The following is a 25356-nucleotide window of genomic DNA, read 5'->3' on the forward strand; positions in this document are numbered from 1 at the left end:
GGGAGGCCCTCCGTTCGGCGAGGGGTGCTCATCGCGCGCATGCGGTGGTGTGCGGGCGGTTGAGGTCGGTAGGGGTGGTCTTGCGGCGGACGATGTGTCCGGCGGCCAAGTGGCGCTGGCAGATCGTGAGGACCGGCGGTCCTTCCGGAAGCTGTTCCGGGGCGCACTCTGTGGCCTCGGCCGAGGCGGCGGGGAGGACGTGGAAGGCTGAGTGGACCTCGGCGGTGGCTTGCCACAGCCGGGTCTGTGCAGTGGCGAGGTGCCGGCCTGCGGCGGGATGCGGTGGCCGGGTGGATTCGGCTAGCTGGTCGAGGAGTTGGTGCAGGGCGGTCAGGTGAGCGTGGAGCACGTCGAGGTGCACGCGGTCTACTGCCGTCGAAGCGGTGAGCGCTGGACGTGTCAGGGCTCGGGTGTGATGGCGGACGCCGGCGGTGGAGGCCCGGAGGTAGGGGTGCGCCTCGGCCGGACGCATACGAGAGGTCAAAGTGTGTTCCTTCCTGTCGCCGTGGCGGGACAGGGCGTTCTGTGAGGGATGTGCTCACAGGGCGGTGCGTGCGAGAGGCAGCGCGGCCAGCGTGAAGGCGTCAGGCTGCTGGTAGTTGAGGCGGCGCAGGTCGACGCCGGCGGTTACGGCGGCAGTCTCGATCTGCGCACAGGCGGCGTCGAGGAGGGCGTCGGTCTCGGCGGTGACGGTGACCAGGCCGGTCAGGGCGACGTCGGCGTGTCCGGCAATCAGCTGGCGTTCGCGCTGTTTGACGTCGGCGTACTCGACGGAGTCTTCCTCGGAGTCGACCTGGCCGCGGCGGGCCCGTTCGTTGGCGTCGGCGATGATCGCGGCCTTCTTGCGCTGGACGTCACGCAGCGCGGACTCGAGCCCCTGGGGCACGTAGATGAGGGAGAGGCTGCGGCGGACCCCGGCCGTAAACATGATTCCGTGCAGGAACCCGGCGCCCATTTCGGTGCGCGGCCAGTTCTCCACCCAGTACGTGGCGTGGCGAGCGGTGTCGGTGGCGAGCCGGTCGTACTCCTCGACCTGGACGACGGGTCCGGCGGCGGCAGGGTCGGCTTCGGCACGGCCGCTCTCGGACCACTGCTGCAGTGCGGCAAGGGCCTTGGGGTCGTAGGCGGTGCGGATGACGGCGGCGATTTCCCGGGCGGACAGCCAGCCGGTCACCATCAGGCCGGCGTTACGGGCGGCTTGGGCGATGGAGGCGGTGGTCTGTTGCATGACGGTGAACGCGCCCGGGAGTCCGCCGCCGGCCTGGCTGATGAGGCGCTTGGCGGCCCTGAGGTCGAGGGAGAGGGCGAGGTAGGTCTCGTGCGGCGCGGCTGCGGGCCCGGCGGAGGCGACCAGTTCGGAGTAGATCTGCCCGGCGACGGGGGTGTGGGGCTGGCCGTTCTGAGTCCAGTGGCGGGTGAGGGTGTCACCGGAGTCGGGGACGGTCCGTTCCAGGACCTGCACGGTGGCGACGTGGCCGGTACGGGCGATGCCGGCCAGAGCCCGTCCCCAGCCGTTGACGTTGTGGTTCTGCGTTGAGGGGTCGAGCAGGGCGAACGCGCGGGACGTGACGCGGGCGACGGCGGTGAGGGTCTGCTGGTGCGGGTCGTGGACGGCGGCGGCACCGTTGGCGGAGTCGCCGGGGGTGACGACCTTGAGCGAGGCAACTGTGCCGGGCAGGTGGAGGACGCCGTCCTGCCGAGGCCGGGTGACCGGCCGGGCCAGCCAGAGGGTCTGCCCGGTACGGCGACGGTTGGCGTAGCGGATGACGATCGGTGCCCAGTCGATCAGGGAGCGGCCGTGTCGTCGAATCAGCACCAGCGCGGCGACGGCCGCCCACAGCGGGGTCAGGGCGATGGCACCGAGCAGTCCGGTGGAGACGACCGTCATCAGCAGCAGGGCCAGCGCTGCCGAGACGAGAACGAGTTGCGGGAGGGAGAGGCCGAGGAGGATGCCGCGACGGGACCGGTGGGGGAATTTCACCGTGACCGGGGCAACGGGGAGATCAGACAAAGGGGCTGGTCCTGAAGGCGCGCGGGCGGGATCCCAGAGACGAGACGTGGTGGGTCCCGCCTCTGGGGATCGGGCGGAGGGTCAGAGGCCGGTCGGGGGCGGAGGCGGAGAGGCCGTGCCGCTGGTCCCGACGGTCTGGTTGCTGGAGGACGGTGGTGCGCCCTGGGGCGGCGGAGTCGTGGTCGGCGGCGCGGACTGCCAGCCGCCGACCTGGCCGGCTGCGGCACCCGCCCCGGAGCCGCCCGTACCCGGACTGCCGCCCACCCGACCGCTGGTGTCCTCGGAGACACTGGTCGGCGCAGGCTGTACGGCCTTCTCCAACCCGGACTTGACGCCGTCCCCTCCGGGCGAAGCGCCTGTCGGGGGGTTCTGCGCCCCGTTCCGGCCGACGCTTCCACCGCTCGGGCCGGGCGCGATGTCGCCGGGAAACCCGCCGCCACCGGGGATCGAGTCCGGCCCCTGCGGAGCGGCCCCGGCTCCCGCGCCCGCTCCGGCTGCCGCACCACCGGTTCCGGCGGTGGCCGCCATCGCGGCCGCCTTTCTCCCGGCGCGCTCGGCGTGCTGCTTGGCGAGCTGCGCACCGGCGCCGCCGGCACGGTGCAACGTTTCCCCGTCGGACCCTTCGGCCGCCCAGTGCACGAACTTGAAGGTCGCGTAGGGGCAGAGCAGCACCAGGATCATGATCACGATGCCCGCGAGGACATCGGCCAGCGCGGCCAGGCCGTCCTCGGCCTCGGTCCTGCCCATGGCCGCGACGCCGAGGACGAAGATGATCGTCATCAGCAGCTTGGAGACGACGAGGGTGGCGGTGGCCTCGATCCAGCCCTTGCGCCACCGGCGTGCGACCTCCCAGCCGCCGCCGGCCCCGGCGAACGCGGCCAGCGTGACCATGACCAGGATGCCGACCTTGCGGACCATCATCACGCACCAGTAGAGGAGCGCTCCGAGGGCGGCTCCGAGCGCGGCGAGCACCATCACGAGCCAGCCCAGGCTGCTGACGGCGCCGAGCTGCCCGACCTTGACGATGCGGCGGACCGCGGACTCGATGTCCAGGTTCGCGGCTTTGAGCAGGCCGGCGGACAGGGCGTCGACCACTTCGATCGCGACGGTGGTCAGGGAGATGGCGGCGAACGCGAAGAGCACACCGGAGGCCGTGCCGGTGAACGCCTGCGCCAGGGCCTGGCTGTCGCGTCGGATCGCGGCACGGACGAGCTGGGCACAGAACGTGGCCACCAGAACGACCAGGGCGATCGGAAGGATCGTCTCGTAGTTGTCGCGGAACCAGGTCGCGTTGAGATCGACGCGGGTGGTGGAGTCGACCGCCCTGGCCGCGAGGTCGGCCGAGGCGGCGGCGAGTTCGCCGGCGCTCCGGGCCATCCAGTCGCCGATCGCCTTGCCCGGGTCGGAGGCGAAATCCACGGCTTCGCCGACCGCGCAGACCTTGTCCGCGAGGGGGAGATCACAGAACCCCATGAGGACTCCTCTCGGTCAGGGCGCGACGCTCGGGGCGATGGCGACGAGCGAGCAGTCGGCCGAGGGCCGGCACTGCACGGCGAGGGTGATGGAGCGGTCCTCCGCACCGCCGCCACCCTTGGCCCAGGCGATGGTCTGCTTGCCGGTGACGGTCACGGCATAGATGTACGCCTCGGTGATCGCGGAAGGGTCCTCGGCCAGGGCCTGCTTGAACGCGGCCGGGTAGTGGGCCTCGGCGGCGGTGGCGGTGGCGTGCTGCCTCTGGTCGGCCATGCGCGACCACAGGGTCGGGTCGGGCATCTGCGCGGAGACCGACGCCCAGTCGCTGTACTCGCTCTCCGTCGTCATCCACGCCTCCATGCCGGCGAGCTGCTGCTCGCGGCTGGTGTCGCGGGTGTCGTAGGACCACAGCATCTCGGCTGCGGCCTTGGCGAAGGCGACGGGATCGGAGATCCGCGGCGGCGCGGGAACCGAGCCAGTCTCGTCCGCCGGATCCTGCGTACCGGCCGAAGGCGCTGTGCCGGGCGACGAAGTCGCTGCGGGACTGCCGGGCGATCGGGGCTGCTCGCCGCGACCAATGAAGTAGGCGGTTGCGGCGGCGATGGCGAGCAGGCAGGCCAGCCCGATCGCGACCAACGTGAAACGGCGGTTCGCGGACCAGCCAGCTCCGTAGCCTGACAAGGAGAAGAATCGGTTGCGCATCAGCGGACCTGGGAGCCGAGGGCGGAGAAGAACGCGACGATGCCGTTGGCAGCGCCGAGGCCGAGCGCGGCGCCGGCCGCGACGACCGCGCCCTTCTTCCCGTTCGCCTCGGCCTGGTGGCCACCGGTGTGGTGTCCCCAGGCCCATACGCCGAGGGAGACGGCGAGGGCGCCGACGACGGCCACGATGCCGAAGAGGTTGATGCTGCTGACGACGTTCTTCAGGACGGAGAGCCCCGGCAGGCCACCGCCCTTGGGGGAGATGCCAGGGTCGTAGGCGAGCTGGATGAAGCGGTCGGCGAAGGGGGTCATGGGTATGGCTCGGCTCCTTGCAAGCACAGGCCGACGGGCCCGGCGGGCGGGAAGACTGAAGGGGGGTGCGCAATGGGCGCGAGGAAGGGGGTCTCGTCAGGCGACGCGGCGGGCGGCGAGGACGTCCCAGTCCTTGAGCGGGGTGATGCGCACGGGCTTGCCCGTGCGCGGAGCTTCGATGACGAGTCCCTCGCCCAGATACATGCCGACGTGCTCGGGACGTGCGGCGGTGCCGCGGCTGAAGATCAGGTCACCGGGCTTCATGGCCTTCACGGAGACGGCCTTGCCCTCGCTGACCTGCGTGTACGTGGTGCGGGTGAGCTGGATGCCGGCCTTGGCGAACGCCTGCTGCATCAGCGAGCTGCAGTCGCAGCGGCCCATCGGGTCCGGTCCGTGCGGCGCGGTGCAGGTGCCGCCCCACTGGTACATCGTGCCGAGCTGATGCATCGCCCAGACGATCGCCGTGCGGGCGCGCGGGTCGGCGTCCTTGGGGATCTTGTAACCCTTCGGGACGGTGCCTTCCGGGATCTTCCCGAAGGGCGAGCCGTCCTGCGTGGTGCAGCCGGACAGTGACAGGGCGTCGTCGGTCTCCTGGCCGGCATCGTCGCTGGCGCCGGGGAAGGTGGCGGCGATGGCCTTCTGCAGCGCGGTCGCCAGCGGCTCCCACTGGGCGTAGGCGTCCGGGTAGCCGGACTTCTGCACGGCTTGGGCGGCTTGGGTCACGGTCATCTGCTGCCAGCCGCTCACCTGCAGGAGCGCCTGGTAGAACCTCTCGGACGCGTGGACGGGATCGCGGATCTGCTCGGCCGTGCCCCAGCCCTGGCTGGGCCGTTGCTGGAACAGGCCCAGGGAGTCGCGGTCTCCGTAGGCAAGGTTGCGCAGCCGGGATTCCTGCATGGCGGTGGCGAGAGCGATGATCTGCCCGCGCTTGGGCACGTGGAGACTGATCCCGGTGGCGACGATGGTCTGTGCGTTCGGGATCTGCTCACCGGGCAGGTCCAGGCCCTCGATGGCGACGTCGGAGGCGTCCGCGCCGTCGAGGATCTTGGTGACCTGTTCGGTGACCTTGTCGGTGTCCAGGTCGGGCAGGCACTGGAAGAACGCGCTGCTCTGTGCGGCGGCTTCGCTGGACGTGGCCATCATCATGGCCGCGCCGCCGAGGAGGACGGGGGAGAGGACGACGACGCCGATGCCGGCGGCGAGCGCCTTCAACCTGCCCGGCCCCCTCGCACAACGGAGGGCGCAGGCAGGGGCGGGTGACGAGACGTCACGAAGGTCTCCTTCAAAGAGGGTGTCCGGCGTGCCGCGTACGCGTGGAGGCGGGTGGAAGGGCGCGGCGGCCGGGGTGGGCGATCGAGAGGCGCCGGCCTGCGGGCGAGTTGCCGCTCGGTCCGCGGGCCGGGGTAGCTAGGTGTGCCGGGGCAGGGGGTACCTCCGCGAGGTGTGGTGGGAAGGTGCCAGCGGCGGTGTGCGCCGGGCGGTTCGAAAACAGTAGGCCCGGATCGGCGGTTGACCAAAAAGTCGTCGCGAGGGGTCGGAATCCGTCCCCCTGGCAGGGCACTTCTTGGTGAGCGGCCAATTCGCCTCTACAGTTTTGGGACTCCCCTCGCCCTCCGGTTCGCGGTTTCCCGGGCTTCTGCATGCCCGATTTCCAGCCTGCCTGGATTCTCTTGCGCGAGGGGTGTCCCCTCGAATCCCTCCCGCCCGAATCGGGGTACCTCTTTGCCTTTTTCCCTTCATCAGGGCGACGCCCTGCGCGTGCTGTCCACGCTGCCGGACGACTGCGTCGACTCCGTGATCACCGATCCGCCGTACAACTCCGGCGGCAGGACCGCCAAGGAGCGAACGTCCCGCTCGGCCAAGCAGAAGTACACCTCCGCCGACGCCAAGCACACCCTGCCGGACTTCACCGGCGAGAACATGGACCAGCGCAGCTACGGCTTCTGGCTGACCCAGATCATGACCGAAGCCCACCGACTGACGAAGACCGGCGGGACCGCCCTGCTGTTCACCGACTGGCGGCAGCTTCCCATCACCACGGACGCGATCCAGGCCGCCGGATGGCTGTGGCGCGGGGTGCTGGTCTGGCACAAGCCGCAGGCCAGACCGCAAAAGGGCAGGTTCACGCAGAACTGCGAGTTCATCGTCTGGGCGTCCAACGGACCGATCGACGCCGCCCGCAACCCGGTTTATCTGCCGGGTCTCTACAGCGCCTCGCAACCGTCGGGCAAGGCTCGTCAGCACATCACGCAGAAGCCGGTCGAGGTGATGCGCGAGCTGGTCAAAATCGCCCCGCCGGGTGGCACGGTGCTCGACTTCTGCGCCGGGTCCGGCTCCACCGGCGTCGCCGCGCTGCTGGAAGGACGCGACTTCATCGGCGTGGAGAAGACCAAGCACTATGCCGCCATTGCGGCGGACCGACTCACGGAGACGGTCCGCCAGACCCTCACCCAGGATGACGTCGTTCTGACGGCCTGAGTCTGCACCAGTCGTTCCACAACACGGATTCGGGGTCCTTCTAGCGGCCGTCAGTACGCCGCGGCGCCCCCTCACCTGTTCTCCCGCGATTCAAGGAGGCCCGCCTTTCCATGTCCGAGTCCGTTGACTCCCACAACGGTGGGGGACTGGAGCCGATAAGGGTTCCGGACCCGCACCTCGAAGGGATCGAGGCAAGCGTCCGGAAGCTGATGGAACAATCCGCCCAGCAGGCCCAGCAACTTGACCATCTCGCCTCGGCTCCGGCATCAGCCTTCGCCGCATTCGGCCTGCCGGGGCTCGGCGGACCTGCCTCCGCCGCGCCGCCCGAGCCGCGCCCGATTCTGGAGCTGGAGGGCGAGGAGTACGAGGACGAACTCGACGCCTTGTCGGACTGGGTCGACGACTTCCTCCTGCCGGTCTACGGGGCCGAGGTCACCACGGCCGCCCCGTGGTGCTTGCAGTGGCAGGAGCACAGCGACGTCGTGGCCTGGCTGCACGCGCTGTGGCTGGCCTACCAGCAGCACAAGGACCCCGAGGCCGGGCTGAGCGGTCTGCTCGTGTGGCACCGCGACTTCCTCACCCACACTATGGTTGCCGTCAGAGGACCGGGCGGTCCGCTGTCGGCGTGCATGACTTCACCGGACCGGCCCGCGCACCGCCTCCTGCCCGGCCCGCCGCCCTCGGCCCGTACAGAGAAGGCGAACGCCTCGGAGGCCGACGTGCCCGGCGAGTCGACGTCGTGAGCGCCGGGCAGCAGCCGGCCTTCGGGCTCAGCTTCGACCCGCGCGCCCTGACCGACCTGATTCAGGCCCCCGGCGACATCCGCGACCTCACCCTCGCCTACCTGCAAGAAGTCGTGAACGCCGAGCGCTTCGGGACGAGACTCACCGGCGACCTGGAGGGCTACCGGAAGCTGTTCGTGGATTCCCGCAAGGAGTGGCGCGTCGTCTACGGCATCCGTCCGGCGCCCGAGACGTCCGCACACCGACGGGAGGTCCACGTCGTCGCGGTACGGCCCCGTGCCGGCAACGACGTATACGACACCGTCGGTAAACGCCTGGGCATGAACCGCAGGCCCCTCAGCGCCCGGACCCACGCAGCCCGCTCCCGTTCCCCGCAGCTCACCACCCGCGGGCCCATTTCGAAGCCAGGGCCGCTGCCCTCTGCGATGCCCGGCCTTCCCCGCCCCGCCCAGGCGCTCACGTACCGTCAGGCAGCCCGCTGACCTGAAGCCCAGGCAGCTACCGCTGACCCCAGCCCCAGCTCCACCCATCGAAAGGTCCTATGCCTCCACCTGAACTCGCCCTTCGTCTGGATGGCTTCGAAGCCGCCGACGAGCAGACCCAGGAAGCGTTCTGGCGCGCGATCCAGATCGAGCAGAGCGAACTCACCCTGTTGGCCGAGCATCACGCCCCTGATGGCGCGAGCTACCACGTCCTCCATAACGGTGCCGTCACCTGGGGCACCCCCGGGGAGCCGCAGCTCGTCGCCCTGCACCTGCAGCGCGACCTTGAGGCGAAGACGTTCCGCTTTGCTCACGCGACACTGCCTCTGCCGGCGATGGCACAGTCCTGGCTCATCCACCGCGGCTGCCCGCCCAAGGAGATCAGCCTGGCACCCGGTATGGGAACAGCCCCGGCGGACGAGACGACCCGTGCGCTGGAACACCGGCTCATGAGCGACGGCGACCACTTCGCTCTCCTGCATAGCTACACCGACGACAACCCCGACAACGCCGTTACTGTCGTGGTCCTGCGCTCCCTCGACGTGGGCAGCCCTTCCCCGTTTCGCGTGCTCCACGAGGCCGTGGACACCGGCGCGTGGACCCACACCCTGCGCGAGGGCGGCTTTGCCACCTACGCCGAAGCCCTGCAGTGGTGCGAGGACGCCCTCAGTGGGGAAGCGCCTCCTTTGCCGCCGGTCCAGCCCGCTGCCCGGTCCACCCAGAGGCCGGCCAATTCCCTTCCGGCTCCCGCACAACGCCCTGCGGGCCGCAGCCGCTGAGCACCAATTCCACGAAGCAGCCGGAAACATAGACGACGATCGCCGGTTAGCCAAACCGGCGAATCCGTGGACTCTAGTAGCGGCCGACGGGGCGAACGCCCGGTCCGCTTCTCTCTGCATTCCCCTTTTCCTGTATGGAGGTTACTTCCGCATGCGCTCATCCCGAATAGCGCTGTCCGCCGCCGTGCTCGGCGCGCTAGCCCTGCCGATCGTGTCCGCGACGGCGGCCACGGCAGCTCCGGCATCCGCGCCGAGCACGCTGTCGGCCACCCGGGCGTGCGACCGGCCCGGCCCCTGGGTCATCGGCATGCAGGCCGTCGTCATCCGCTCCAAGGCATCGGCCAAGTCCACCCGGCTCGGCATTCTCTACCGCGGCCACCGCTTCACCGTCCACAAGACCAGCGGGAACTGGCACTACATCACGGACACGACTACCGGAGTGAAGGGCTGGGTTTCCGGCACTTACGTCTATCGCGATGTCCGCATGTGCCTGGACTGACCCAGCGTTCGAACTCCGCCTGCCTGTATCCCGTGTGCCTCCCAGGAAGGAAAGCCCTGTGTCCGACGATGCAGACGATGTCGTGGGCGTGCTCACCGAGCAGATCGAGCAACGCTTCGGCATGAGCATCGGCGCGCTGAAGATCGCCGCCGCAGCCGCCCCGGACGCTAATCTCCAGGCCGCCGACGTCGTGCGCTGGCACGGTCTGCTCACCGAGTCCCAGACCGCTTTGGAGCGCGCGGAGGACGACCTGCTGCGGGCCTTGGAAACGCAGCCCAGCGAGGTCGACGACCCCACGATGGACCTCGCCCACCGCGTCAACGCGGCCGTCTCCGCCCGCGACGGGCGGGCCATGGTCGTGCGGTGGCTGCTCGACCCCGACGCACCAGGCAAACGGGGTCCCGACGCCGACCGGCTGGCCCGCCTCAACCGCGGCCAACGACAGAGCCCGGCCGTGCCTACCAGTGCACCGGCCCGGCCTGCGACGGCGCCGACCACCGGCCGGGGAGTCCTGCGATGAGCGTCCGCGACAAGCCCTGCACCCAGGACGCCCGGCTTCACGAGGTCTTCGGCGTCCCGGTCACCGACCTGTACGAGCAGGCCGCCGGCCCGGACGCCTCCGCGGCCATCACCCGGGCCCTGGAACTGCGCAGCTTCCTCGCCCTGGCCGAGGAGCAGGTCACCCGGATCCGCGACCGCGTGCACGAGGCGATGGCGCCCGAGCGCGACATGGACGAACTGTCCGCGGACGACCTGCGGATGGACACGCAGTGGCTGGAGGCAGCGCTGGCAGCCCGCGACGGCTACCGCGCCGCGTTGGACGACCTGCTGCGCACCATGCCCCCGCTCCACCAGCAGGCCCGCCCCGCCCGATTCGCCCAGCAGACGGTCACCACCACCCTGCCCCCGGCCTCCGCCGCCCCGGCACCCGCGCGTGCCGGGGCGGCCCGCAGCCGAAGACGATGAGCGCCGATTGACCCATCCCACCGCCGCTGAGATCGCCGTGCGGATCGAGGACCTGTACGGCGCCGAACTGCCCAGCCTCGAAGCACACGCCCAGGACCAAACCCCAGGCATGCTGGCCGCGCTCCTCGGCAGCCACCACACCCTGGCTCTCGCCGAGCAGAGCATCACCGTGCACCGAGAGCGGCTGCAGCACCTGACCCACCCCGAGCGGCAGATCGGCGCCCACGAGGTCTCCCACATTCTCGACTGCGCCCGCCGCCTCGCCGAGGCCGTCGCCGTCCGAGACACACAAGCCGCAACCGCCGACGCGGTCCTGCGCAGCCTCGGCCGCACTCCGACACCGGAGCCACCCACCACCTCGGCGGCAGCACCCGTTCCCGCTCCGCCCGTACCGGCCGCAAGCCCCGCCCCGAGCCGCTGACCCGACAGCACCCGGCCTTCCGCACCCAGGAGTTCACCCCCTTGGCCACCACCGGTCTGCCACCCGCCGACGACGCCGATGTCGCCCGGGTCACCGAAGCCCTCCAGATGATCACACCGCGCTGGAACGTGCGGATCCTGCTGGCCCTGAACCAGCCGCCGCAGCGCTACACGGAGATCGCGATCAAGCTGCCGTACCTTCAGAGCGGCCAGCTGCACCCCAAGATCCGCTCGCTGTGCGACGCCGGCCTGGCCGAGCGCACCGAACACTCCGCGCGCCACGTCACCTACGGCCTCACCACCCGCGGCCGACAGCTCCTGCCGGTGCTCCCCGTGATGGCCGCCTGGGCCGAGGAGCACCTGGAAAAGCCGGAGCAGCCGCTTTCCGCGATCGAGCAGGTCGAGGACAGCCTCACCCTCCTCACCCGCCGCCAGGCCCCCGCGATCCTGTGGGTGCTCAAGTCCCGGCAGGAGGCGAGCGCTCGGGCCCTGGCCCGCATCGTGATCCCCGACGGCTACTGGACCAACATCTATCCGCCGCTGCGCCAGCTCATGGACGACGGCCTGGTGGCGACCTCGGGCAAGGGCCAGCCCTACCGCCTCTCACCGGCCGGCGACGCACTAGGTCCCGTTTTCGGAGCTCTGTCCATGTGGTCCGCCGGACGATCACTCGACCACGCCGACCGGCACCCGCTATGGGGCCGAGCGAAGCCCAGCGTCCTTGCCGCCCCCCGGGCCTGGGCCAGCCACCAGTCCCGGCTTCCGGTCCCTTCCGTTCCGCTGGCGCCCGCGGTGCAGACCCAGCCTGCACGCCGCCCGATCTGGCAGAGCGCCGACCTGTTCTCCCACGCGACGCCGAACCGCCCGATGCCCGCCCTGCCGGCCGGAGGAGTCCGCCGATGATTCCCGTCCTCGCCTTTGAGCAGCTCCAGCACGCCTGCACGACCCTGGCCTTTGCCGGCCTGATTCGCCTGGTCAGCGAGATCGACGACCACGGAGTCATCCCGCCCCGCGCGCTCGCACGCACCCTCCCCGATCTCACCCCGCACCAGATCCGGCAGGCCACCGAGCAGGCAGACGCACTCGGGCTCCTCGACCGCTCACACCGCGGCCTCGGCCTCAGCGCCGCCGGACAGGACCTCGCCGACCTCTACGACGCGATCGCTCGATGGGCCCGACGGCACAACTACCCGGCACGTATCTGCAACTTCGCCGGGCGAATCCGCCACACCCTCGCCCTGCTGTGCGAATCGACCGTGACAGACCCCCGCCTCCAGGACGGTGACGCTGCCACCGGGCTCGGCCATGTTCACCGGCTGCTGGCCGAATGGGTCCACACGCACCAGCCCCAGCCGACCCCCGACGCCTACGGCGCTGCCGCGTGACGCCGGGAGCGACGGCGCCTCCCGCCGAGGGCCTCCTGCGCAGGATCTACCTGCCGCGTGGAGCAGATGCCGCCGCCTTCTCCATGACCACCTACGGCGTCCCGCTGCTGGTCCTGGCCACCACTGGGTCCGCGACCCTGACCGGACTGGCCTTCGCACTGGAGTGGCTTCCCCGCATCGCAGCCTTCACCGTGGCCGGCACCCTCGTCGACCGATTCGGCACGGCCCGTATCTTCCGTGCCGCGTGCCTGGCGCGGGCCCTGATCGTGCTCGCCGCAGCCGGTGCTCTGACGAACTTCGAAGTCCGGACACTGGCCGCGACGGTCACGGTGATGCTACTCGCCGCGTCCACCGGCGTCCTCACCGAGTTCAGTTACGTGGCGGCCGAGACCGCCGGCGGCGAGGCGAGCCGGAAGACCGGCGCCCGGGCACACCGTGTGCAGTCCACCCTGATCGCGATCGACCAGACCGCCACCCTCGCCGGGCCCGCCGTCTCCGGCCTGCTGCTGGAGCACGGCGGACCGGCCGTAATGCTCGGCACCCTGGCGAGCTTCTCCGTTCTCGCCGCCGCTCTCCGTCCCCGTGAACGCCCGGAGCCGACCAGCGCGGCCGCGGCGAAGCGGGGTCTTTGGACGGGGTGGGCGACGCTGCGCTCGCTGCCTGTCCTCGCCTGGCTGGTGGGCGGCCTGGTCATCTCCAACGGAGCCATCGCCCTCCTGCAGGCCGCCGTCCCGGTGGTCGTCGTCACCGAGCTGAACCACTCCAGCGCGGACGCCGGACTCATCTGGTCCGCCGCAGCCGTCGCCTCCCTGCTCGCCATCAGCGCGTCCCGCTTGGCGATTGACCGATGGGGCCTGTGGCCGGTGGGCGTCGCGGCCGCCGCCGTCGCGGCCGGAGCGACGCTCGCCGTTGCCCATGCCGACACCTACCGCGGTTACCTCGTACTGATCGCCATCCTGATGGCCGGCGAAGGGGGCCTCACCGTCGTCCTGCGCACTGTGCGATCCCACCTGATCCCGCCCGACGTCTTCGGCAGCACCCTTGCCGTGACGATCTTGCTGCTCCTGCTGCCGTACCCCGCCGCCGGCCTGCTCGTCGCCGCCGTGCCTCCCGCCCAGCTCGGGCACGCCATCACCGCTGCCGCCGTCCTGCAGGCCGTCGGCCTCGCGGTCGCCTTCGTTCGCCTGCGCAGCCTGCCCGCCGCGCCTGCCTGACCGTCTCGGCACGAGAGGAGCCCTCGACGCTCATGTCCACCATCACGCAGGACAGGCTGCCCGGCCTCGACCTCCCGTCCAGGGGCGGGAAGACGATCACCGAGCAGTTCCACGCCTTTGACGCCAGCCATCCCTGGGTGTACCGGGCCCTGGAACAGCTCGTCATCCAGCGTCTCACCGCCGGCGCAAAACAGGTCGGGATGAAAGCGCTGTTCGAAGCCCTGCGCTGGCGCCACCCGCACGGCGTGAAGGGCCTCAACAACAACTACACGGCCTTGTACGCGAGACGGCTGCTCGCCGCACACCCGGAGTGAGCTCCGGTGATCGAAATCCGCCGCCGGCGCAGCCCGTGACTCCTATCCCGCAGACCCCTTCTGCCACGCACTTCCCCAAGGAGCATCTTCTTGTCCGACCGACCTGTCGTCCTGGTCGTAGCCGCGCCCGACGAGGCGTACCGCGGCTACTGCCTTCAGTCCGTGGCCGCCGCCTACGACGTCGTCCTGATCACCACCGAAGAGCCCTCGTGGGAGGTGCCCTTCATCCGGGACTGCGTGGTCGTGCCCGATCCCGCGGACCAGGCAGCACTTTCCGCTGCCGGCCGGATCCTGGCCGACCGCTACGACCTGGCCGGGGCGTTCACCTGGACCGAGTGGTACGTCCTCCCGGTCGCCCGCCTCGCACGCCAGCTCGGCCTGCCCACCACCGCGCCCGAAGTGATGCAGGCATGCCGCAACAAGGCCACCGCCCGGACCCTGTTCGCCCGCCACGGCGTGCCCTCGGCCGCGTCGGTGAGCGTCCGCAACTGCCAGGAAGCGGAAGCCGCTGCCGAACGGATCGGGTATCCGGTCGTCCTGAAGCCCGCCGCGCATGCCGGCGCCATCGGCGTGATCCGAGTCGACACCCCCGCCCAGCTCACTGCCGCGTATCACGCAGCCGACCGGACGGACGGGCTGGGTGCAGAGGACACCAGCGTGCTGGTCGAGGAATACCTCGACGGGCCGGAGATCTCCGTCGAGTGCGTCACCCACCGGGGCGCCACCACGGTGGTCGCGGTCAACCGCAAGACCATCAGCGCACCCCCGCACTTCGAGCAGCTCGCGCACTGCGTCGACGCCACCGACCCGCTTCTCGAGGTCGTCGCCCCGGCCGCGCGAGCAGCGATCAGCGCGCTCGGGATCACCGACGGCGTCAGCCACGTCGAGATGCGCCTGGTCAACGGCCGACCGCGTCTCGTCGAGGTCAACGGCCGCCTCGCCGGAGACATGATCTGCCATCTGGTCCGCCTCGCCACCGGCATCGACCTGCCGCGCGCCGCAGCCGACATCGCCTGCGACCGCGCACCCGACCTCACCCCCACCCGGTCCTCGGCCGCCGCCATCCGACTGATCTACCCCGAGACCTCCGGCACCCTCACCAGGCTTCACTTCAAGGGCCCTCGGCCGCCGTGGCTGGAAAGAATGCACTTCCAGCACCGCGTCGGTGACCAGCTGGTCCTGCCGCGGGACGGCGGCAACCTGTTCACCGCCCGGATCGGGTTCCTGATCACCACCGGATCCACAGCCGACCTGGCGCGTGCACGTGCCGAACAGGCTGCCGGTTCGCTCACCGTCGAGGTGAGCCAAGCCGCCGACGCCAACACCGCAGCATGAGCGAGATACGTGCGTCTGACCGGCGCAGCCGTTGCCTGCTGACCGGCTACTTCCTCGGCCTCGGGATGGTCATGGCAGTCTGGGGCGCCCGAATGCCGGCCGTCCAGCAGGCCGCCCACCTGAGCACCGCGCACCTGGCCCTGGTGCTGCTGGCCGCCGCGCTCGGCATGGTCGCAGGACTGCAGATCGGAGGCTGTCTCGCCCGGCCTGCGCGACTTCCGGCCCTGCTCACCATCGGAGCCATCAGCCTGGCCGGATGCCTCGCGCTCCTGGGCCAGTGCGACAGCCTGCCGTCGCTGCTCACGGCGGCCCTCGTCTTCGGCGTCGCCCACGGCGTGCTGGATGTCGCCGCCAACTCCGCGGCCGTGCGCTGCCAGAACGCCTACGGCCGACCCATCATGTCGGGTCTCCATGCTGCCTACTCCATCGGCGCCCTCGGCGGCGCTGCCCTGGCCGCCGTCACCGCCCACACCGCGCACAGCACCCTCTTCCTCGCAGTGGGCCTGTTCCTCATCGCAGCCACGCTCGCCGCCGTACCGGCAACCCGCCTCCTGAGCGGCATTGATCACCCGTCGGCACCCGCCAACCCCGGGCAAGGCGATGCCCGGTCGGCACTCTCGTCCGGGAAGCTGTGGCTGCTGGGCGTGCTGGCTGCCTCGAGCCTGCTGGGAGAGGGAGCTGCCGCCGACTGGGCCGCAGTCCACCTGCACAGCCTGGGTGCCTCGACGGCCGCGAGCGCAGCCGCCTTCGCCCTCTACAGCGCGGCCATGGCCACCGGACGGCTGACCGGCGACCGGCTCACCGCAGCCTTCGGCGCCCCCACCGTCGTACGGACCGGCGCAGTCGCCGCCGCGACCGGTCTGATCACCGGTGTCGCCAGCTCCAGCACCCCACTGGCCCTGGCCGGCTGGGCGGTCTTCGGACTCGGCCTGTCCATCACCGTCCCCTCCCTCATCACCGCTGCCGGAATCGGCGGCCCCAAGGCCGTGGCCACCGTCGCCGTCACCGGCTACCTCGGCCTTCTGGCCGGCCCCGCCCTCATCGGCGCCCTCGCCAGCGTGACGTCCCTGTCCACCGCACTGCTGCTGCCCGCCCTGCTTGCAGCCGCCGTCGCCGCCCTCTCCCACCGAGCCCTGGAGAAACCCACCCCTTGACCATCACCCCTGAGACCCCCGACCTCGATGCTGTGATCCTCGACTACAACGGCGTCATCGGCCTGCAACCCGAAGCCGAGCAGTGGCAGCACCTGGCCCGCCTCGCCGCCTGGCCCGACAACGACATCGCCACCTTCCAGAGCGCCTTCTGGAGCGCACGCGAGGCATACGACGCCGGCCAACTGAGCGACCTGGCGTTCTGGGCCCGGGTCCTGGGCCAGCACCCCGGCCCGCGCATGCTGCGCGAACTGCGCGCTGCCGACACCGCGATGTGGACCACGACGGACGACGACGTCCTCGCTGTCCTGAGGCACGCTCACCGCAGCGGGCTGCCGATGGTCTTGCTGTCCAACGCGCCCCACCCGCTCAGCGACGTCCTCGACACCACCGACTGGTGCCGGGAGCTGATGACCCGAGCCCTGTACTCGGCCCGGCTGGAGGCGTGCAAGCCGGACCCGGTTGCCTACCAGCACGCTCTGGAAGCCACCGGCGCCAGCGACCCCCGCCGCGTGCTGTTCATCGACGACCGAGCCGACAACTGCCGCGCCGCCCAAGACCTCGGACTGCGCACGTTGCACTACACCGGCCGACCCGCCGACCTCGCAGCAGCCCTTGTGCACCGCACTGGCTGACCCTCCGCCCCAACCCTTCAGGAGCCGCGTGCCGCCCGACGACGACTTCCGCACCATCGACGGGGACGTCTACGTCTCCCCGCGCTACCTCGCCCGCGCCACCGCGATCGGCGACCCCGGCCTCGACCCGCTCCGCGACCTCGGCTGGGAACTCCACAACGACGACCTCGGCAACGCCTACCTGAACGCGCCGGACCGCAAGGTCCGCCTCGGCTACCTCCCCGAGGGCGACGACGACGGCCTCTGGCGCATCAACGCCTACAAGGACGCATTCGGCCCACCGGTCTGGGGCGTCTGCTTCAACGACTCCTGTCCCACCGAGTTCGTGACCGCCTTCACCACCGCGCTCGCCGAGGCGTACGAACAAGGGCCGGACAGCTACCTCGCCAGGCCGGTCTCCGGGAACAAGGACCGTGACCCCTTCCTGGCGGTCGCTCCGCTCATCAACCGCGGCTGGCAGATCGACCGTCCCCGCTGGGGCGCCTTCACGGTCCAGTCACCCGACGGGCTCGCCGGACTGGAATACACCACCGGACACCTCGACCCGGAAACCGAGCTGACCACCCGCGACGCCCGCTGGCAGCTGTGGGCCGGCACCTCCAACAGCCGCCCCCTCTGGTACGCCACCGCCAGCACCGACACCCCCGTCGCCCTGCTCAAAGCCATCACCAAGTGCATCTCCGACCCCGCACCGCTGCCCCGATGGCGAGAGGACACCTACAGCTACGTCGAAGGCATGACCCGCCTCACACCGATCCTTCCACCGCGCCCACCGGCCCCGACGCCGCTCGACGTCCACCGCGCCGCCGCCCGCCGCCCGGCCGCGCTCCCCACCGCCAGCATCCCGCGCTGGAGCACCACCAGCCGACCGGCACTGCCCAGCCCCCGCCGTTGACCACCCACCGCACGACCGTCCGCCCGGAGGCATCCGCTTGGCCCTGCATGCCCGCGAGTTCTTCATGGAGCACCTGAAGCTCCCATTCGTCGATGCTGCTGTCGTCGGCAACGCCTACTTCGCGACCCCCGTCCCCGGCGGCTCGCTCCGGCTCCGGATCGACTTCGCCCGGACCATCCGTGCCGGCGAGTACGACGGCCTGCGCCTGGCCACCATCCACCAGGACAGAGGCGAACTCGACGCTGTGTCACTGCGGTTCGAGGACCACAAGACCTTCGATCACCGCGACGCGGCCCGGGGCTGCAGCCCGCTGGAGTCGGGGTACGGCACCATCTACGAGTTCCGCGACCGTGTCCCGACTGGGTGCCATGGCAAGGCGCCCACACCAACGGACTGCGCGACGCCATCGAGCAGTACGCGTCCGTATGGTTCCCCGGCGCCTGGAAGGCGTCCGCACCGCCCCGTGCCCCGGGCCGCACTGCCCGGAAGGCCCCGGCCCCGCCTGCCACCCGCAACGGGAGCCGCTCCCGCTGATCCTCCGCGGCCCTCACACTGCACCCTCCTCATTCTCTTCTTCCTTCAGGAGTTCCTTCTTGCACATCCGCCCTGCCCGCTGCCGTCGCCGTTGCCGCCACAGCGACCGGCACCCTCGCCTGGGCCCCAGCCGCGACGGCCCAGGCGTCCGAGCCGACGACCTTCGCCTCCGCCGCTCCCACCGAGACCCCTGAACCCGAAGAGGGCAGTCAGCCTTTTCCAACCTGCCTCTGGAGTACGGCAGCTGGGCTGACAACGTGGTGAAGCCCCAGGGCTGTTGCAAAGTCTCGTGATCTTGGATCGTTGCTGATCAGGTGAGGGCGAGGAGGTCCAGCGGGCGGCGGAAGGGCTCGTAGGACATTTCGCGGAGGCCGGCCGCGATGTTCGCGTGCCCCGCTGCGCGGAGCCGGTTGATCGCGAAGCTGCGCAGGGTGGCCATGTTCTCCGGTCCGTGGCCGGTGCGGATCTTGGATGCGTCCTCGGCGAAGGTGGTGTCACGGACGAAGTGGAGCCGGTTCTCGATGGTTCACTGCGCACGCACGATCATCGCGAGGCGTTCAGGGGACGCCTCGCGGCTGGTGAGGTCGGTCAGCACATAGACCGTCTCGCGGGTGCGTTTGCCGGTCTTCACGCAGGTCCGGTGGCGGACGATCTTCGCGACCTGCGCGGCGTGCGGGAAGTCGATGCCGAGGCCGGTGATGGTCAAGGCCTGCACTACCCGGGTCTCCAGTCGCCCGTGACCGTGGGAACGGTCGTAGAACTTCGCCGTCGCTTTGTGCCAGGGCAGGGTGTTGAACTGCGCATACAGGGTCGGTTGGTTCTTCTTGACGGTGAAGGCGTAGTGAGCCTGCTTCTGCTCGACGAGGAAGTGGGCATGGGCGCGCTGGGTGTGCAGAGCATCGGCGGTTACCGTCACGCCGGTCAGGTCGTAGGGCTCCAGCAGGGCGGCGAAGCAGGTGATTTCGTTGGTCTTGTCCGGTACCCGCAGCTGGGTGACGGTCTGGCCGTCGCCGGTCATGGCGGCCAGCAGATGAGCGGCCGCAGTGGTGTCGTGGCGCGAGCCGCGGGCACTCTTGCCGTCCACGGCCAGCGTGTCAGCCCCGGCCGGGTCGGCGCCGAGCAGGTCGGCCAGCCCGCCGGGGCAGGTGTGCTGGACGACCCGGCGGATCGTCGCGCCGCTGGGCGCGATCCGCACGGCGAACGCCGTGGTGGTGCGGGCCCCGAGCCGGGCGAGGGTGTCCTGCGGCGCCTGACCGGCCCACTGCCCGATGGCCGCGAAGGACTTCGCTCCGGCGAGCACTGCCGAGCAGGCCACCAGCATGACGGCCACGAACGGGTGACGCCTGCCGCGCCGGCACCGCGGATCGGCCAGCGTCCGCAGCCGATCGGCCAGCGGGCCGATCACACGATGCTGACGGGTGGGCGACTTGACCAGACAGACAGTGGCAGACTGGCGGCACATCGAAGCTCCGTTGGGCGAAGGCGACTTGGGAAGGTCACCTGCACAACGGAGCTTCGTTGCGTACGTCGTGCCCCCACCGAACATCGTCACACCGTCGTGACCTGCACACCTACAAGATCACCCGGACTTTGAAATCACCCTGGGTGAAGCCCCTGGTAGATGGGTTTTCGACCAAGAGAACCGTCTCCACCAGAGGCTTCACGTGCTTGTCTACCCGTCGGGCGTCGACGTGTCCAGCTCTGCCCTCCGCTTCCTCACGCAGCAGTTGCGGCGGCACCGCCGTGCGATCGGCTCCCGTTGGCGGCGTCTCAGCGCCGGCCGCCAGGCTTTGCTCACACTCGCCCATCTGCGGGTGGGGCACACGTATGCCCAGCTCGCGGCCGGGTTCGGCGTGGGCACCACGACGGCCTACCGCTATGTCACCGAGGCTGTCGAGCTCCTGGCCGCTCTCGCCCCCAGCCTGGCCGACGCGGTGCGGACCGCGTCGGTGAAGGTGTTCGTGCTCCTGGACGGCACGCTCCTGCCGATCGACCGCATTGCCGCAGACCGGCCGTTCTACTCCGGCAAACACAAGAAGCACGGGGTGAACGTGCAGGTCATCGCAGATCCCTTCGGCCGACTGCTGTGGGCCTCACCGGCCCTGCCCGGCGCCGTCCACGACGTCCGCGCGGCCCGCGAACACGGCATCGTCGACGCCCTCGCCGAGGCCGGCATTCAGTGCTGGGCAGACAAGGGCTACCGGGGCGCCGGCGACACGGTCAGCATCCCGTACTGGGGCCGGTGGGAGACCCTCTCCGCAGGCCAGCAGGCGGTGAACCGGTCCCACGCGAAGATCCGGGCCCTCGCCGAGCAGGCCGTCGCCACCCTCAAGTCCTGGCGGCTCCTCCGCAAACTGCGGTGCTCGACCACCCGGATCACCAGCCTCGTCCAGGCCGTCCTCACCCTTCATCTGACCAGCTCAGAGTGAGGATGGAAAGGGCTCATTGACGCCACCACTCTTGTGCAGGTTGAGGAGTATGGCATCGACCGGCTTCTTGGCGAACTGACCACGGAGTTGCAGGAAGGCCGCTGGCGTCCGCTGCCCGCGAGCCGGGGGTCCATTCCGAAACCTCTGGCACTGCCGCGGAGCGGCNCCGTTGATTACGCACCGTGTCGACTCAGGCAGTCGCTCGTGGCCTGTCCGGTCGCTCAGAGACCTCCGGCGGGGAAACCAACCGGGGCAAAGTTTTACCTGACCTTGGTCATCCTTGGTAAACGTGTTGATCATCACATCCGCTTCCTGGTCTTGTCCAACTGATGTCCCTTTTCTGGTCGTTGACCTCTCGTTTGCCTGCGGGTCTTAGTTGCGGGAGATAACTGTGAGAGCGTTGTGGGTGGGGTGTAGTGAGGGTGTGGACCCGGTTGCGGGGCGGGGGCAGGGCCGTCGGGGCGCTACTGAGCGTGACGTTGGCCGTGGGGGCGGTTCCGGCCCTGGGGGGTGAGGCCGCGGCCGCCGTGCCGGCCGCGCCGCGGAGTGCGGAAGCCCCCGCGGCCGCCGGCGGGGTGTCGGAGGCGGAGGCGCTGGCCGAGGCCCGGCGTAGGGGGAAGCCGGTGGAGGTCTCCGCCCGGCGCGGGGAGAGCCGCGAGGTGTTCGCCACGCCGGAGGGGCATCTGGAGGCGCGGGAGTACCTGCGGCCGGTCTGGGCCCGTGGCCAGGGCGGCTGGAAGCGGGTGGACACCGGCCTGGTGGCGACCGGTGCGGGCACGGTGGCGCCCAGGGCCGCGACGGTGGACGTGGAGTTCTCCGGGGGCGGCACGGCGGTGCCGCTGGTGCGGATGCGGCGGGCCGGGCGGGAGCTGAGCCTGGCGTGGCCGACCCCGCTGCCCGAGCCCCGGCTGGAGGGGGCGGTGGCGACGTATCCGTCGGTGCTGCCGGATGTGGACCTGCGGATGACCGCGCAGGAGGACGGCTTCACCCAGTTGCTGGTGGTGAAGACGGCGAAGGCCGCGGCGAGTGGGGAGCTGGCCGAGCTGCGGCTGAAGCTGTCGGCGTCGGGCCTGGAGGTGCGCGAGACCGGTGAGGGCGGGCTGGAGGCCGTCGACAAGGGTGCCGCGGGTGCGGTGTTCGAGGCGCCGAAGCCGCTGATGTGGGACTCCAGCACCGGCGGGCAGGCAGCCGCCCCGGCAGGGGCACGTGCGGCCGCGTCCGGTGCGCAGGCCGCGCCGGACACGAAGCAGGCCGATGAGAAAAGAGAGCCGGGTGCGGGGGAGTCGGGCAAGCTCGCGCCGGTGGGTGTGGAGGTGACGGCCGGGCAGGACGAGCTGGTGCTGACCCCGGACACCGACGTACTCAAGGGCGCCGGGACCGTCTACCCCGTCTACATCGATCCGCAGTGGTACACGCCGAAGGCGGCGGCGTGGACGATGGCGTCGAAGTACTGGGCGTCGTCCCCGCAGTGGAAGTTCAACGATGCCTCGGACGCCGGCATGGGCTACTGCGGCTGGGACTACTGCCAGCCGCACGACACCAAGCGGCTGTTCTACCGGATCCCGACCTCGACGTTCGCGGGGAAGTCGATCCTGTCGGCGGAGTTCGTGGTCCGCAACACCTGGTCGGCGTCCTGCGACGCGCGGAGCGTGGAGCTGTGGCAGACCAAGGACATCTCCGCCTCGACGACGTGGAACAGCCAGAATGCCGCGGGCTTCTGGATCAAGCAGCTGGCGTCGAAGCCGTTCGCCTACGGCTACAGCGGCTGCGCGGCCAAGGACGCGGAGTTCGACGTGAAGGCGGCGGTGCAGGCGGCTGCCGACAGCAAGAGCGCGACGATGACGTTCGGGCTGCAGGCGGCCAGTGAGACGGACCGGGTCGGCTGGAAGCGGTTCTCGGACAAGGCGTATCTGCGGGTGCAGTACAACCGTCCGCCGCCCCAGATCAAGATGTCGCAGCTGACGATGGAGTACGGCGGCACCTGCAAGAAGCCGGCCGACGCGGCACGGGTGCGCACCCTGGGCAAGATCTCCGCCAACAACATCACCGACCCGGACGGCGACAACGTCGCGGTGCAGTTCCAGGCGTCATGGGACACCGGGGACGGCAAGGGCCTGACCCCGCGGTGGAAGCCGGCGCTGACCTCGTACAAGAAGTCCGGGTCGAACATCTTCTCGATCAGCCTGCCGACCAACGTGCCGCAGAACAAGCAGATCAACTGGGAGGCGCGCAGCTACGACGGGGCCCAGTACTCGCCGTGGTCGTCCGCGGGTGACCCGGCCGCCTGCTACTTCTTCTACGACACCTCGGTGCCCAAGGCGCCGTCGATCACCTCGGGCGAGTACCCGGCCTCGAACCCGGAGGACCCGGACGACCCGTGGTACGACGGGGTGGGCAAGTACGGCACCTTTTCCATCAAGGGCGCCGACAGCGATGTGACCAAGTACTGGTACGGCATCAACAGCGACCCCACCTCGAAGAACGTACTCACGACATCCGGCGGCGCCGCGAAGAGCATCCGGATGCTGCCGGCCAAGCCCGGGCTGAACCTCATCACCGCGCAGGCGTTCGACCAGGCCGGCAACGCCGGTGAGGTCCGCACCTATCAGTTCCGGGTGAAGGCCGGGCAGCCCGAGCGGGCGATGTGGCAGATGGACGAGGACGCCGGGGCGAGCCAGGCCGAGGGGTCGGCGCCGGAACGCACGCTCGAGCTGCGCGGCGGCGCCACACCGGGCGTGCCCGGAGTCAAGGGCACGGCGGTGTCCTTCAACGGCGTCGACGGCTACGCGGTCTCCGACATTCCCGCCGTGGACACCTCGACCAGCTTCTCCGTCTCCGCATGGGCGCGGCTCGACCGGATGCCGACGGCAGCGGCGATCATCGCCGCCCAGCCGGGCAACCACTCTCCGGGCTTCGAGCTGTACTACTCCCAGTCCTACGACCGGTGGGTGTTCAACCAGTACACCTCCGACACGGCCGGTGCTTCCATCGCCCGGGCCATGGCCGCCACGCCCGGGGACGCCAAGGCGGGCGAGTGGACCCATCTGGTGGGCGTCTACGACAGCAAGGCCAAACAACTGCGGCTGTACGTGAACGGCACGCAGGCCGGTGCCACCGCATACACCACCGCCTGGGAGGCCCGCCGCGGGCTCCAGCTGGGCGCCGGTATCTACAGCGGTGTCCACAAGTCCTTCTTCCCGGGCACGATCGACGACCTGCGAATCTTCGACCGGGCGGTCAGCGCGACCGAGGCCGGACGGTTGTACCAGGACCAGGAGCTCACGACCGGGCGCCCGGCCCGGGCCGTCTTCCCGCTGGACGAGGAGGCGACCGCCCAGAAAGTGGTCGGCACGGCCGCCCGGCAGCCGCTGACCCTGCACGGCGGCGCGACGCTGGGCGTGAGCGGAGTCGCGGGCAACGCCCTGAAGGTGGACGGGACCAGCGGCTACGCGGCCACGGCCCTGCCCGTACTCAACACGGCCCGCTCGTACACCGTTTCCGCCTGGGCGAAGCTTCCCGCGGAAGCCACCAACCGCAATCGCACGGTGCTCAGCCAGAGCGGCACCTACTACAGCCCGTTCTACCTCTCCTACGAGTGGGAGCCGAACACGTGGAGCCTGCGCACCTCGCTCGAGGACGTCGAGGCAGGCAACCTCACCAACCAGCGGGTGCGGGCCAACCAGCCGGCGCGGCCCGGTGAGTGGACCCACCTGATGGCGGTCCACGACGCCGACGCCCAGCAGATCCGCCTGTACGTCAACGGGCAGTTGCAGGGCAGTGCCGCTGCGCCCAAGATCTGGGAGGCCCAGGGGCCGGTGCAGGTCGGCCGTACCATCTGGACGGGCAAGTACGTCGACTACTTCACCGGAGAGATCGACGACGTACGCCTCTTCGACCGGCCGGTGGCCGACGACGAGGCCCGTCAGATGTTCCAGCAGCGCCCGCTGGTCAAGGCTCGGTGGACGTTCGAGGAGACCACCGGGACCAGCCCGGTGACCACCCCGAACGCCGTGCCCGGAGGCAGCGCGCTCACGCTGAACGGCGGCGCGAAGAAGTCGGACTTCTCCTTCATCGACTTCGGCGGCCTGGAGCTGGACGGCGTCGGCGGCTACGCGGCCACGACGTCCGTACCGGTCGACACCAGCGGCAGCTACACCGTCACCGCCTGGGCCCAGGCCGTCGCACTGCCGACCAGTGGTGTCGCGCTGGTCAGTGCCGAGGGCTCCACCCAGAGCGCCCTCACCGTCCGTTTCGTACCGGACACCGTGAACCCGGAGGGCCTGGGCCACTGGGAACTGGCCGTGCCGGACAAGGACAGTACGGACGTGACGGTCGTACGCGTGAAGAACAGCGAGTTCTACGACGCGCGGGACTGGAACCACCTGGCCGTGGTCTACGACGGCTTCGCCAAGCAGGCCCGCCTGTACGTCAACGGAACGCTGCAGGAGATCTCCTGCGACGGCAGCGGCGAGGACTGCGGGGACCAGGTCTCCTGGGCCGAGAACACACTCGCCTTCAAGGCGGCCAAGTCCTTCCAGGTCGGCCGCGCCAAGACCGACGGGACCTGGGGCGAGTACTTCCCCGGCCTGGTCGACGACGT

General features: G+C 70.4%; 26 protein-coding genes. 18 read left to right on the top strand and 8 right to left on the bottom strand.

What is annotated here, in order from left to right; translation table 11 throughout:
• Positions 1–28: 28 nt before the first annotated feature.
• The 6 genes from RH94_RS14190 to RH94_RS14215 form a co-directional block, all read right to left on the bottom strand.
• Positions 29–484 (bottom strand): DUF6238 family protein, encoded by a 456-nt coding sequence (locus RH94_RS14190; protein ID WP_107428710.1) that lies wholly within the window; start codon positions 482–484, stop codon positions 29–31.
• Between the two features lie 54 nt (positions 485–538).
• On the bottom strand, positions 539–2011 hold the full coding sequence (locus tag RH94_RS14195) for an SCO6880 family protein (protein ID WP_073947964.1): 1473 nt from the start codon (positions 2009–2011) through the stop codon (positions 539–541).
• Between the two features lie 81 nt (positions 2012–2092).
• Positions 2093–3484, bottom strand: coding sequence for an SCO6881 family protein (locus RH94_RS14200; RefSeq protein WP_073947965.1), 1392 nt, complete (start codon positions 3482–3484; stop codon positions 2093–2095).
• Positions 3485–3499: 15 nt separating this feature from the next.
• Entirely contained in the window at positions 3500–4186 is a 687-nt protein-coding gene (locus RH94_RS14205; RefSeq protein WP_073947966.1) for a hypothetical protein, read from the bottom strand.
• A complete protein-coding gene (locus RH94_RS14210) occupies positions 4186–4497 on the bottom strand; it encodes a DUF6112 family protein (protein ID WP_107428712.1) in 312 nt (103 codons plus the stop codon). Before RH94_RS14210 ends, RH94_RS14205 begins: the two co-directional genes overlap by 1 nt.
• A 96-nt stretch (positions 4498–4593) precedes the next feature.
• Entirely contained in the window at positions 4594–5709 is a 1116-nt protein-coding gene (locus tag RH94_RS14215; RefSeq protein ID WP_073947967.1) for a C40 family peptidase, read from the bottom strand.
• A 510-nt stretch (positions 5710–6219) separates the two neighbouring features.
• Here RH94_RS14215 and RH94_RS14220 point away from each other — a divergent pair.
• The 16 genes from RH94_RS14220 (at position 6220) to RH94_RS14295 (ending at position 17793) form a co-directional block, all read left to right on the top strand.
• Positions 6220–6975: a DNA-methyltransferase gene (locus RH94_RS14220; RefSeq protein WP_073947968.1), complete on the top strand. Its 756-nt coding sequence runs from the start codon at positions 6220–6222 to the stop codon at positions 6973–6975.
• Between the two features lie 209 nt (positions 6976–7184).
• Positions 7185–7718 (top strand): DUF4913 domain-containing protein, encoded by a 534-nt coding sequence (locus tag RH94_RS14225; protein WP_073947989.1) that lies wholly within the window; start codon positions 7185–7187, stop codon positions 7716–7718.
• On the top strand, positions 7715–8200 hold the full coding sequence (locus RH94_RS14230; RefSeq protein WP_073947969.1) for a hypothetical protein: 486 nt from the start codon (positions 7715–7717) through the stop codon (positions 8198–8200). The genes RH94_RS14225 and RH94_RS14230 overlap by 4 nt, the downstream gene beginning before the upstream one ends.
• A gap of 59 nt (positions 8201–8259) precedes the next feature.
• Complete coding sequence (locus tag RH94_RS14235; protein WP_073947970.1) at positions 8260–8979, top strand: hypothetical protein; 720 nt, start codon at positions 8260–8262, stop codon at positions 8977–8979.
• Between the two features lie 151 nt (positions 8980–9130).
• Positions 9131–9478 (top strand): SH3 domain-containing protein, encoded by a 348-nt coding sequence (locus tag RH94_RS14240; RefSeq protein ID WP_199880948.1) that lies wholly within the window; start codon positions 9131–9133, stop codon positions 9476–9478.
• Positions 9479–9536: 58 nt separating this feature from the next.
• Positions 9537–9998 (top strand): hypothetical protein, encoded by a 462-nt coding sequence (locus RH94_RS14245; RefSeq protein ID WP_073947971.1) that lies wholly within the window; start codon positions 9537–9539, stop codon positions 9996–9998.
• Complete coding sequence (locus RH94_RS14250) at positions 9995–10444, top strand: hypothetical protein (RefSeq protein ID WP_073947972.1); 450 nt, start codon at positions 9995–9997, stop codon at positions 10442–10444. The genes RH94_RS14245 and RH94_RS14250 overlap by 4 nt, the downstream gene beginning before the upstream one ends.
• Positions 10445–10451: 7 nt before the next feature.
• Complete coding sequence (locus tag RH94_RS14255; RefSeq protein WP_073947973.1) at positions 10452–10865, top strand: hypothetical protein; 414 nt, start codon at positions 10452–10454, stop codon at positions 10863–10865.
• Positions 10866–10906: 41 nt separating this feature from the next.
• Positions 10907–11767 (top strand): winged helix-turn-helix transcriptional regulator, encoded by an 861-nt coding sequence (locus tag RH94_RS14260; RefSeq protein WP_073947974.1) that lies wholly within the window; start codon positions 10907–10909, stop codon positions 11765–11767.
• Positions 11764–12249, top strand: a complete 486-nt coding sequence (locus RH94_RS14265; RefSeq protein ID WP_073947975.1) for a hypothetical protein — start codon at positions 11764–11766, stop codon at positions 12247–12249. The genes RH94_RS14260 and RH94_RS14265 overlap by 4 nt, the downstream gene beginning before the upstream one ends.
• Before the next feature lie 83 nt (positions 12250–12332).
• Positions 12333–13463 (top strand): MFS transporter, encoded by a 1131-nt coding sequence (locus RH94_RS14270; protein ID WP_079189023.1) that lies wholly within the window; start codon positions 12333–12335, stop codon positions 13461–13463.
• Positions 13464–13495: 32 nt separating this feature from the next.
• On the top strand, positions 13496–13777 hold the full coding sequence (locus RH94_RS14275) for a hypothetical protein (protein ID WP_073947977.1): 282 nt from the start codon (positions 13496–13498) through the stop codon (positions 13775–13777).
• 90 nt (positions 13778–13867) lie between these two features.
• Positions 13868–15112: an ATP-grasp domain-containing protein gene (locus RH94_RS14280; protein WP_073947978.1), complete on the top strand. Its 1245-nt coding sequence runs from the start codon at positions 13868–13870 to the stop codon at positions 15110–15112.
• A complete protein-coding gene (locus RH94_RS14285) occupies positions 15109–16266 on the top strand; it encodes an MFS transporter (protein ID WP_073947979.1) in 1158 nt (385 codons plus the stop codon). The genes RH94_RS14280 and RH94_RS14285 overlap by 4 nt, the downstream gene beginning before the upstream one ends.
• Entirely contained in the window at positions 16263–16898 is a 636-nt protein-coding gene (locus RH94_RS14290) for an HAD family hydrolase (RefSeq protein WP_073947980.1), read from the top strand. The genes RH94_RS14285 and RH94_RS14290 overlap by 4 nt, the downstream gene beginning before the upstream one ends.
• A 28-nt stretch (positions 16899–16926) precedes the next feature.
• Positions 16927–17793, top strand: coding sequence for a DUF317 domain-containing protein (locus RH94_RS14295; protein WP_073947981.1), 867 nt, complete (start codon positions 16927–16929; stop codon positions 17791–17793).
• 844 nt (positions 17794–18637) lie between these two features.
• On the opposite strand, the gene RH94_RS46135 is transcribed toward RH94_RS14295, so the two are convergent.
• Entirely contained in the window at positions 18638–18766 is a 129-nt protein-coding gene (locus RH94_RS46135; protein ID WP_267893364.1) for a hypothetical protein, read from the bottom strand.
• A gap of 87 nt (positions 18767–18853) precedes the next feature.
• Positions 18854–19789, bottom strand: coding sequence for an ISAs1 family transposase (locus RH94_RS14305; RefSeq protein ID WP_234425760.1), 936 nt, complete (start codon positions 19787–19789; stop codon positions 18854–18856).
• 202 nt (positions 19790–19991) lie between these two features.
• Here RH94_RS14305 and RH94_RS14310 point away from each other — a divergent pair, with 202 nt between their 5' ends.
• Together RH94_RS14310 and RH94_RS14315 are read left to right on the top strand one after the other, a co-directional pair.
• Positions 19992–20756 carry an IS5/IS1182 family transposase gene (locus tag RH94_RS14310; protein ID WP_073947982.1) on the top strand — a complete coding sequence of 255 codons (765 nt, stop codon included), beginning with the start codon at positions 19992–19994 and terminating at the stop codon, positions 20754–20756.
• 473 nt (positions 20757–21229) lie between these two features.
• Positions 21230–25356 (top strand): LamG-like jellyroll fold domain-containing protein (locus RH94_RS14315; protein WP_234425761.1); only part of this gene is annotated, 4127 nt, incomplete at its 3' end.

Source organism: Streptomyces kebangsaanensis (genome assembly GCF_001906585.1).
GTDB classification, from domain to species: domain Bacteria; phylum Actinomycetota; class Actinomycetes; order Streptomycetales; family Streptomycetaceae; genus Streptomyces; species Streptomyces kebangsaanensis.